The organism is Lancefieldella rimae ATCC 49626 (genome assembly GCF_000174015.1).
In the GTDB taxonomy this organism is placed as follows: domain Bacteria; phylum Actinomycetota; class Coriobacteriia; order Coriobacteriales; family Atopobiaceae; genus Lancefieldella; species Lancefieldella rimae.
In genome coordinates this window covers 237,044-246,147 of the sequence record NZ_ACFE01000003.1, presented here as the reverse complement: position 1 = coordinate 246,147, position 9,104 = coordinate 237,044, and the positions used below count along the sequence as shown (strand labels likewise).

Below are 9,104 nucleotides of genomic sequence, written 5' to 3'. Positions count from 1 at the left end.
TTATATCTCTCGGCAGTTTATCTTGGGTTGCATATCCCCATGCGCGTATCTTGTACCTGCCGGCCTTGCTGCTTGCTTTGTTCGCGTGCTTTTTCACTTACTCGGGGATACTCCCTATCTGATCTGTGCTTTTTGAAAACACGCTAAGACCTCGTTTTGCTTCATTGGGAAATATAGGGGAAATAGCACATTTAGTGGTGGTTTAACTCACCACTAAACGCTCAAATCCCCGAAGAACCACAAGTAAACATACGTTTTGCTTCCAAAAACCACCCGTAAACGATCCGTTTGCAAAGGAATTAGAAAAAACATCCGTAGCGGTGATTTTTAGAGCGGGGGGGGGGGGGGGATAGGGGAGGAGGCTCTAAAAGAAGAGGATAATACATGCGCACTGCCGGTAGTGAGCTTCTAAGAAAAGAGAATAATATGCGCCAAATCCATACCGACAGATTTAAAGATTACTGGAAGCTAAAATCCCATGCCCTAAGGTCGTTATGATGTTAACGAAAAGACCGGAGAAATTAAGTAGAGGCATAAAGTTTCACACCCTCAAGGCTCGGAGATTCAGAAGCTTTTTCGAGTCCAAGCCTCAAAATTCCATTGATCCAAATGAGCTCAAATTTGTAGAAATTGTCGAGATTATTTGATGAACCTATGAACGCATTGTTTTTCCATACCGTTCACCGTCTTCATAAAATCTCCGTTTATTCCCATGTTTAATGAAGACTCAAAATTAACAAATTTTGCCAAATTGTTTTCAACATTTTCAACATTGTTACTGCCATGAGTTATTAAAGATATCGTGCAGCTCTTTTAGCTTTGGTTGGTTGGCGCTTACAAACAATTGTCAGTGGCATAAAGCGTACTGTTACGATCAGGCTTTATGAAGTTTTCAACAGTCATTTTGATACTTTCATATTTTTAATTGTTATTTGACGCGTGTTTGACAGGTATCTGTCAAATTTGAGCATACCGATTACCGACTTCTTAAAATAAATAATTGCGTTTGGTAGCAATCTATTAGTACCGGTTTTGTGATAGCAAGACTGTCCGATAGTGGAACTTATGTATAGGGGGGATTACATGTTTCAGGACAATTCTGAGGTACATGAAAACAATGTACTAAAACAAAATCACGGCGATGTATGTGAGAATGTGTGCGAGAAGCTTTTTGATCGGTCACTTATAGTGAATAAGTTTCTTGATTCACAAGCTCGCGAGAAGATCCTTATTCTTTGTGCAGAACCCCGGATGGGTAAGACAACGCTTATGCGTGAGCTCCGTGCGTTCGCTGACTATCGAGGATGGAAGTGCTACGATTTTTCGCTTTCTGGATATAGCCCGAAAGAGGCAACTATCTATATCAGCCGTAAATCATATGATATTTCTCGGTACAAGTTCTCCAAAAAGCCTCGCATTGCATTCTTTGACGATGTGCCTGAATCCGATGAAGCTCTCGTTATTAAGCAAGCGCGTGCTTTTATGAGACTAAGATCCGCAGGGTGCGCTGTTATTATTTCATGTCTTCCAGAGGCTGCTCAGATTGTCGAAGAAATTCCAAATTGCCTTGTTTTTGGCGCTCAGGAGCTATTGCTTGATGAGAGCGGCTCAAAAGTCTCAAGTGCTAAAAAGATGCGTGCCGTAAAGCTGACAAGAAGGATTCCGGGGCTTGTAGGAGCTTTACAGGAATCGATGTTTGATACTCCGGATAGTTCTTTGGGGGTAGGATTCCAAGAAGCATTGGTAACATTGCTTCTTGCTACTGTGCGTGAGTCACTTTGTCATGAAGAACTGATTGCTCGGGTTATCTTGCTCCTCTTGGGAAGGGGATCGTTTCAAGATATTGAAACCGTTGCGGGTAAGAAAGCCCTCGAATACATGACATTTTTTGAAATAAACGTTCCGTTTTTTGGAATTGATAGCGCGAGAAAACATTTTAATTGCCTACTAAATGATCGCCCTGATTTTTTAGAGGCATGCGTTCCGATACTGAGGAGATACACGCATTTCATGGAAATCGTGCTGCAGAAAGCAGCGCTTCTGTTAAAGACGCGTCGGGATTTCAAGCGCATGTCAATTGTTTGCCGGCTATTAGGAGAGAACAATGCATGGAGCCTTATTTTACCCAACGCAGTTGAGTTAATTGATGCGGGTGAGAGTAAACTTGTTAATAATTCATTTCTCATGGTTCGAAACAGAGATGCTCTTTCCTCGGATAATACCCATGCACTAGAAGGAGTGCTTTCTTGCATGGTACGGGGCACGTCAAAACACAGAGAATTGAGTTCGCTTATCTCAAACAAAGCAATAGCCTCATCGGATGCTTTTATAAGCGGAAGCGCCCTTATCGCTTCTGCACGGATGTTGGTAGTTAAGCCGCTGCCGTTTGTTTCGGAAAGTATCGATGTAAATAGTGAAACAGCTCGTTGTTTGTTATTACACAGGAAAGTATTCTCGCTTATAAGGGTGGGCAAGTTGTTGAATGCGCACCAATTATTAAGCTGGAGCTCTTGTTATGGCCAAAAGAACACGATTTCTTCTGCGCTTTTGATCATCGATAACGAGATTCTTCGGATACTGTTGAAACTTCCAGAAACAGTGAGCTCTTCTCAGGTTAACGAGGCAGTCGCCTTCCTTGAGGTCTCGGGCGTTGCGGGAATTAAAAGCTATGTTGGTGTCATTCGCAGCCTCCAGTTTGTTGAGCAGCAAGAGACAGACGTGAACACAATCTATGAAATAGAACGGTACAGTACCCAGTCAGAAGAGCGAGGAGATATTGTTGCACAGGCGGTAGAGCTTCTCTCCGCAAGTATTTTGGATATGAGAAACAAGGCATACGCGCGTGCGCATATACATGCACATAATGCGGTACTTCTTGCAGAAAAGGTACACAGCGATTATCTTTTCGAGGCTGGATCGATACTTGCGGTAGTTGCGAATTTTATGCTCGGAGAGCTGCCAAAAGAAGGAAGAACCCGGTGGATTATTAATTCTTCACTTTATGCTGTTTATCAGGTGATTCTTAATGCAATGGATTCATTTTCAGGATCTCGACCCTCGATGGAGACAGAAACGCTGGCAAGCTTCATTCCCCAAGACGCACTTTGGTTACTTCGAGCCCTCTTGCAAGGAATCGGACATTTTTCGGAAGAACTCACCCGTTTTGTTCCTGAGACTTGGAAGCATATGGTAAACGTGCTGCCGTGCAATAAGCAAGCGGTCGAGAGCACAAATGATGACAGGGAGCAGTCTCCTACTTTAGAAAGAGTTGAGAAACGAGGTATTTATCTATCTATTCTGGGCGGATTTTCTCTCTCGGTTAATGGTGTAGTGGTGCCGGAGAATGCTCTTGGAAAACGTTATGCCAAGCTGCTCCTCATTTATTTGGCACTCTCTCGCAAGCATGTCGCACGCCGCTACGCTATTGTTGATGCGCTCTGGCCAAACTGTTCCTATGAGTCTGGGATGGAAAAAATCTACCAAGCAACGCGGGTTATTAGAAAAGTAGTTGCGTCTGTTGACAAAACGCTTGACCCGATTATTTCAATACGTGGCGAGAAGACCATCTCACTCAACAATGATATTTTTTCGGTAGATGTTGACCGTTTTGAAGATCTTGCCCGGATGGTAACGTCTGCTTCTCATGATGATGAACTTGTACGACTGTCCCAAGAAGTAAGAATGGTTTATCGCGGTGATCTCTACGTACCATCTGACGATGCCTTTACCTATGTCGAATCTATGAGAAGAAATTTGAGCCAAAAGTACGTTGAAATAATGACGGCTGGATCAGAAGCTGCACTGCGAGCAGGATATAGTCGGCTTGCGGTATTACTTGCCGAAAATGCGGTGCTTGTCGATGAAGACAAAGAGGACTCAGCTATTGCATTTATCAAGGCAATGAAAGCATGCGGCAGAACATCTGAGGCTCAACAGTACTATACCGTATATATCAGGCGTTTTATTAAGCAGAGAGACGAGGTCCCCTCAAAAGAACTTCGTATGATAGCTGCAGAGGATTTTGCTAACCAACCTGAACAGCAAAGGAAAAAGATGCACATTGAAGATTCAACAATCGAAATACCATAAGAAAGATTATGAGAAACGCTAAGGGTAGGAAGGCGATAATTTGGGGACGGTGATAAATGGCAATTCTGTAATATACATGGTGTGAGAAATAGAGAATTATCCTGTCACAATTACAGAAAAAAATGAGATAAAATTAAACGGTTCATGAAAATTGTTTCTTATCGAAGAATGACTCATAACTAAAGGACGGACATGGCAAATTTTCTCTCTAAAGTTCTCTCGTTTGGAGCAGACAAAGACATCAAAGCGTTTGAGAAAATCGCAGCTCAAATTACAAACCTTGAGCCTCAGATGCAGGCAATGTCTGACGAGGAGCTTTGCGGGCAAACCAAGAAATTCAAGGAGCGGTATGCAAAAGGAGAAAGTCTTGATGACTTACTTCCGGAGGCGTTTGCCACGGTCCGAGAAGCATCGGTAAGAACAATCGGTCTGCGTCACTTCGACGTGCAGCTCGTTGGTGGTATTGCACTGCATAAGGGTACTATTGCAGAGATGAAGACCGGCGAGGGTAAGACCCTTGTGTCTACACTGGCAGGGTACCTTAATGCGCTTTCAGGAAACGGCGTTCACATTGTTACGGTCAACGATTACCTCGCAAAACGTGACTCCGAGTGGATGGGTAAAATTTACAAGTTCTTAGGCATGACGGTTGGCCTGCTTCAGAATGGCATGCGTCTGAGTTTGAAAAAGCCTGCCTATGAGGCAGATGTTACCTATGGTACAAACTCTGAATTCGGCTTTGACTACCTCCGAGACAATATGGTTACCCGTCCTGATATGCGCGTTCAGCGTGGTCACAATTTTGCCATTGTAGACGAGGTGGACTCAATCCTTATCGATGAGGCTCGCACTCCGCTTATTATCTCTGGAGCGGGCACTAAGTCGGCAGGTACCTATAGGGATTTTGCCCGAGCCGTTCGTGGGCTTATTCCTGAGGTTGATTTTGAGATGGATGAGGCAAAGCATACCATTGCCACAACGGATACAGGTCTTGCAAAAGTTGAGCGCGCGCTTGGCATGGAAATTTATGGTGACGATGCAGGACAGCTCGTCAATCATCTTCAGCAGGCGCTGAAAGCCGAGTTTATGTTTCATCGTGATCAACAGTATGTTGTCATGGACGGTGAAGTTAAGATTGTAGATGAGTTTACCGGCCGTATTATGGAAGGCAGACGATACTCTGAGGGTCTTCACCAGGCAATTGAGGCAAAAGAAGGTGTTGAGGTTCGAGAAGAAAATCAGACTCTTGCAACCATTACGCTCCAGAACTACTTCTTGATGTATAAGAAGCTTTCCGGTATGACGGGTACGGCAATGACGGAGGATGCGGAGTTTCGTGAGGTCTACCATGTGCCCGTACAGGTCATTCCTCCCAATCGCCCGGTCATCCGCGTTGATCATGACGATTTGGTGTATCGCACCATTGACGCAAAGTTCCACGCAGTTGTTGATGACGTTGAAGAGCGCCATGCTAAGGGGCAGCCGGTTCTTGTCGGCACGGTTTCCATTGACAACTCAGAGCGTATTTCTCGCCTTCTTGAAAAGAAGGGCATTACGCACAGTGTTTTGAATGCAAAGTTCCATGAGCGAGAAGCACAAATTGTTGCACAAGCGGGTCGAGAAGGTGCCGTTACCATTGCAACGAACATGGCCGGCCGTGGTACGGATATTTTGCTTGGCGGAAATCCTGATGTTTTGGCCGAAGATTTGCTTCGTGAGCAGGGTATCGATCCTGAGGAGGCAACGGCTCAGCAGCGTGCGGATGCAAAGGCTTCCGCAGAGGAGATTTGCCAGAAAGAGCGTCAGCACGTACTTAACGCAGGAGGTCTGTGTGTTATAGGCACCGAGCGTCACGAAAGTCGACGTATTGATAATCAGCTCCGTGGCCGTTCTGGTCGTCAGGGAGATCCTGGTGAGACCGAGTTTTATCTCTCTCTTGAGGACGATTTGATGCGCCGCTTTGGTGGGGATCGCATGGATCGCATCTCCGCCATGATGAAGCGCTACGACATGCCGGACGATCAACCAATCCAGGCAAAGATTGTTACCCGAGCCGTCGAAGGCGCACAGCACAAAGTTGAGGAAGTCAACTTCGCTATGCGTAAGAACGTCCTTGATTATGATGATGTCATGAACAAGCAGCGTCAGGTTATCTACGGAGAGCGGAACAAAATCCTCGATGGTAAAGATCTCATGGCGCTTATTGAAGGCGTAACGGCAGCAACGGCAAAGCGCGTCGTTGACGAGTATTGCGCAGGTCCGCGTGAAGAGTGGGATCTTGATGGGCTTGTCAAGTGGCTTAAAGAACTTACCGGTCGTAAAGACGTACCTGAGTTCTCTCAAGATGAGAAGATTGATGGCATTTCTGAAAAAGTAACCGACTTTATTAAAGAAGCATTTAAGGAGAAGTCCGAGCGACTTGGGGAAGAAGTTATCCAGGAGCTTTCAGCTCAGGTTATGCTCCGTGTGATTGACACCCGCTGGATGACATACCTTCAGGAGATGGACTATCTCAAGACGGGTATCGGACTGCGTGGTTTTGGTCAGCGCGATCCTTTGGTCGAGTATAAGACTGAGGCTTATGCTGCCTTTACCTTGCTTGTAAACACTATGTATGAGGATTTCCTCCGCACCATTCTTCGCCTTGAGCTCATCAATCGTCCACGTGCGCAGCTTCAGGTTGAAGAAGAGCCCGCGACGCTTAAGGATGCAACGTATTCAGGCGGAGAAGAGATGGACGGAGATCAACAGCAGGCGCAAGGTCGTGGATCTGCAATGGTTAAGAACCGCGCAGCTGCAGTCGGTAAACATCCGCAAGGCTCCGGCCCCGGTTCTTCATCAGTTGCAACATACAGAAAATCCGATGATCCAAATCCATACGTTAACGTTGGACGCAATGACCCCTGTCCTTGCGGGAGCGGTAAGAAGTTCAAGAACTGCCACGGCAAGAATAGGTAAGTTATGGCTGAAGTTGAGCATGTCTCCTTGGATGCTCTGACCGCTCGTCTTGATGAAGTAGAGAGTTATCTGCACATTGATGAGAAGCGCGAGGAAATTGCAAGTTTAACTCAGATAAGCGCCAAAGCTGACTTCTGGAACGACGCTGACTTTGCGCGTCAGACGATGGCTCGCCTTGCAAGCCTCAAGGACGATGTCGCAGGCATTGATGCCGCCCATGCAAAACTCGAGGATGCAAAAGCTGCACTGGAGCTTGGTAGCGAGACGGAAGATGCCGGACTTCTTGCTGAGTCGGAACACTTAGCGGATTCTCTTGCGCGTGATCTTTCAGAGCTGGAGCTTTCAAGCTGGTTTACCGATGAACTCGATCACGGCGATGCCATTGTGACGGTCAAGCCCGGGCAAGGTGGTCTTGAGGCGCAAGACTGGGCAGATATGCTCTTTCACATGTATTTGCGCTATGCGGCCCGTCGGGGTTGGAGCGTGGATATTGCTGAGGCAACTCCCGCTGAGGTCATCGGCATTGATCGTGCAACGTTTACGGTATCGGGAAAAAATGCATACGGAATGCTTCGCGCCGAGCAAGGCGTTCATCGTCTTGTCCGCATTTCCCCTACGGATGATAAAAAGCGGCGTCAAACAAGCTTTGCGGGAGTTGAAGTTCTCCCCGTTCTTCCGGCCGAGATTGAAGTAGACATAGATCCGAGTGATTTGCGTATCGATGTGTATCATGCTTCCGGTCCTGGAGGCCAAGGGGTCAATACCACTGACTCTGCAGTCCGCATTACGCATATTCCTACTGGAGTAGTTGTTACCTGCCAAAATGAACGGAGTCAGCTCCAGAACAAAGCCGCTGCCATGAATATTTTGCGGTCCCGCCTATACGAGATTGAGCGAGAAAAACGTGAAGCCGAGCTTGATGAGCTTCGCGGACCCAAACATGAGATCTCATTTGGAAATCAGATTCGCAGCTATGTCTTGTATCCCTATCAGCTGGTAAAAGATCTTCGTACCGGAGAAGAAACAGGGAATGTTGATGCGGTGCTTGATGATGGAGATCTGGATCCTTTTATCATTGCATATCACCGTTGGCGCACCTCTCAGAAAGACGCATCATGAAAAAGATGAATGTACGCAATCTTATCCGAGACGCTTTTCTCATTGTTCTCGGTTCTGCCCTTTTTGCCGTTGGCATTGACTGTTTTGAGGCCCCTTATGGTATCGCCGCCGGTGGCATTACCGGTCTCGCAACGGTCTTTCATGCCGTAGCGGCAACTGCCGGTATAGAGCTCCCCATTGGTGCGCAAACCATTGCCATGAACATCATTCTGATTCTCTTTGTGGTGCGCGGAGGAAACAGGAGTTATTTAATTCGCAGTATCGTTGGCTTTATGATTTCTTCGCTATTTATCGACCTTCTCGCGCCGTTTCTTCCGGTACTCGGAAAGCACGATCTGATCCTTTCTGCCCTTTGGGGTGGAATTATTTGTGGTGTCGGTCTGGGCCTGGTATTTCGCGCCGGAGCCAACACCGGTGGTACGGACATTATTGCCCAAGCGGTTGCCAAGAAGTTTCTTATGCCTATGGGCACATCGGTCATCATCGTTGATATGGTGATTATCATTGTGGCTGTGCCGGTGTTTTCCCTAGAGAACGCCCTCTACTCAACCTTGGCCATGTTCATTACTGGAAAAGTACTTGACTACATAGTGGATGGCCCCAGATCAGAGCGGGCGGCATATATCATTTCAAAAGAGCACGACACGATAGCCCACGAAATCCTGTATTCCCTCAATCGTGGATGTACAGAGCTGCAGGCACGTGGGGTGTGGAGCGGTAACAACAAACCGGTTCTTCTCGTGGTATTAAATCGTGCCGAATCGATTCAATTGCGGGAAATCGTAGCCGATATTGACCCCGAAGCATTGGTCTTTGTTTCAGAGGTCCACGAGGCATTTGGTGAAGGTTTTAAGTCTTTTCAGGCAATAATGTAAAAAACTACGTGGTGGTTTAGTTAAATACCTGCGTGTTTGGTAAAATAGCTCCCGTATCTATTT

General features: G+C 46.5%; 4 protein-coding genes. All 4 read left to right on the top strand.

Features of this window, described 5'->3' with window-relative positions; translation table 11 throughout:
• Positions 1-1,083: 1,083 nt before the first annotated feature.
• The 4 genes from ATORI0001_RS06125 to ATORI0001_RS06110 all read left to right on the top strand — a co-directional run bounded on the left by ATORI0001_RS06125 (position 1,084) and on the right by ATORI0001_RS06110 (position 9,041).
• The gene (locus ATORI0001_RS06125; RefSeq protein ID WP_003149949.1) at positions 1,084-4,089 is read left to right on the top strand and encodes an AfsR/SARP family transcriptional regulator; all 3,006 of its coding nucleotides are present in this window, start codon (positions 1,084-1,086) and stop codon (positions 4,087-4,089) included.
• Positions 4,090-4,281: 192 nt separating this feature from the next.
• The gene (secA, locus tag ATORI0001_RS06120) at positions 4,282-7,047 is read left to right on the top strand and encodes a preprotein translocase subunit SecA (RefSeq protein ID WP_003149778.1); all 2,766 of its coding nucleotides are present in this window, start codon (positions 4,282-4,284) and stop codon (positions 7,045-7,047) included.
• A gap of 3 nt (positions 7,048-7,050) precedes the next feature.
• A complete protein-coding gene (gene prfB, locus ATORI0001_RS06115; protein ID WP_003149959.1) occupies positions 7,051-8,166 on the top strand; it encodes a peptide chain release factor 2 in 1,116 nt (371 codons plus the stop codon).
• Positions 8,163-9,041, top strand: a complete 879-nt coding sequence (locus tag ATORI0001_RS06110; RefSeq protein WP_003149797.1) for a YitT family protein — start codon at positions 8,163-8,165, stop codon at positions 9,039-9,041. Before prfB ends, ATORI0001_RS06110 begins: the two co-directional genes overlap by 4 nt.
• The last annotated feature ends 63 nt before the right edge of the window (positions 9,042-9,104 follow it).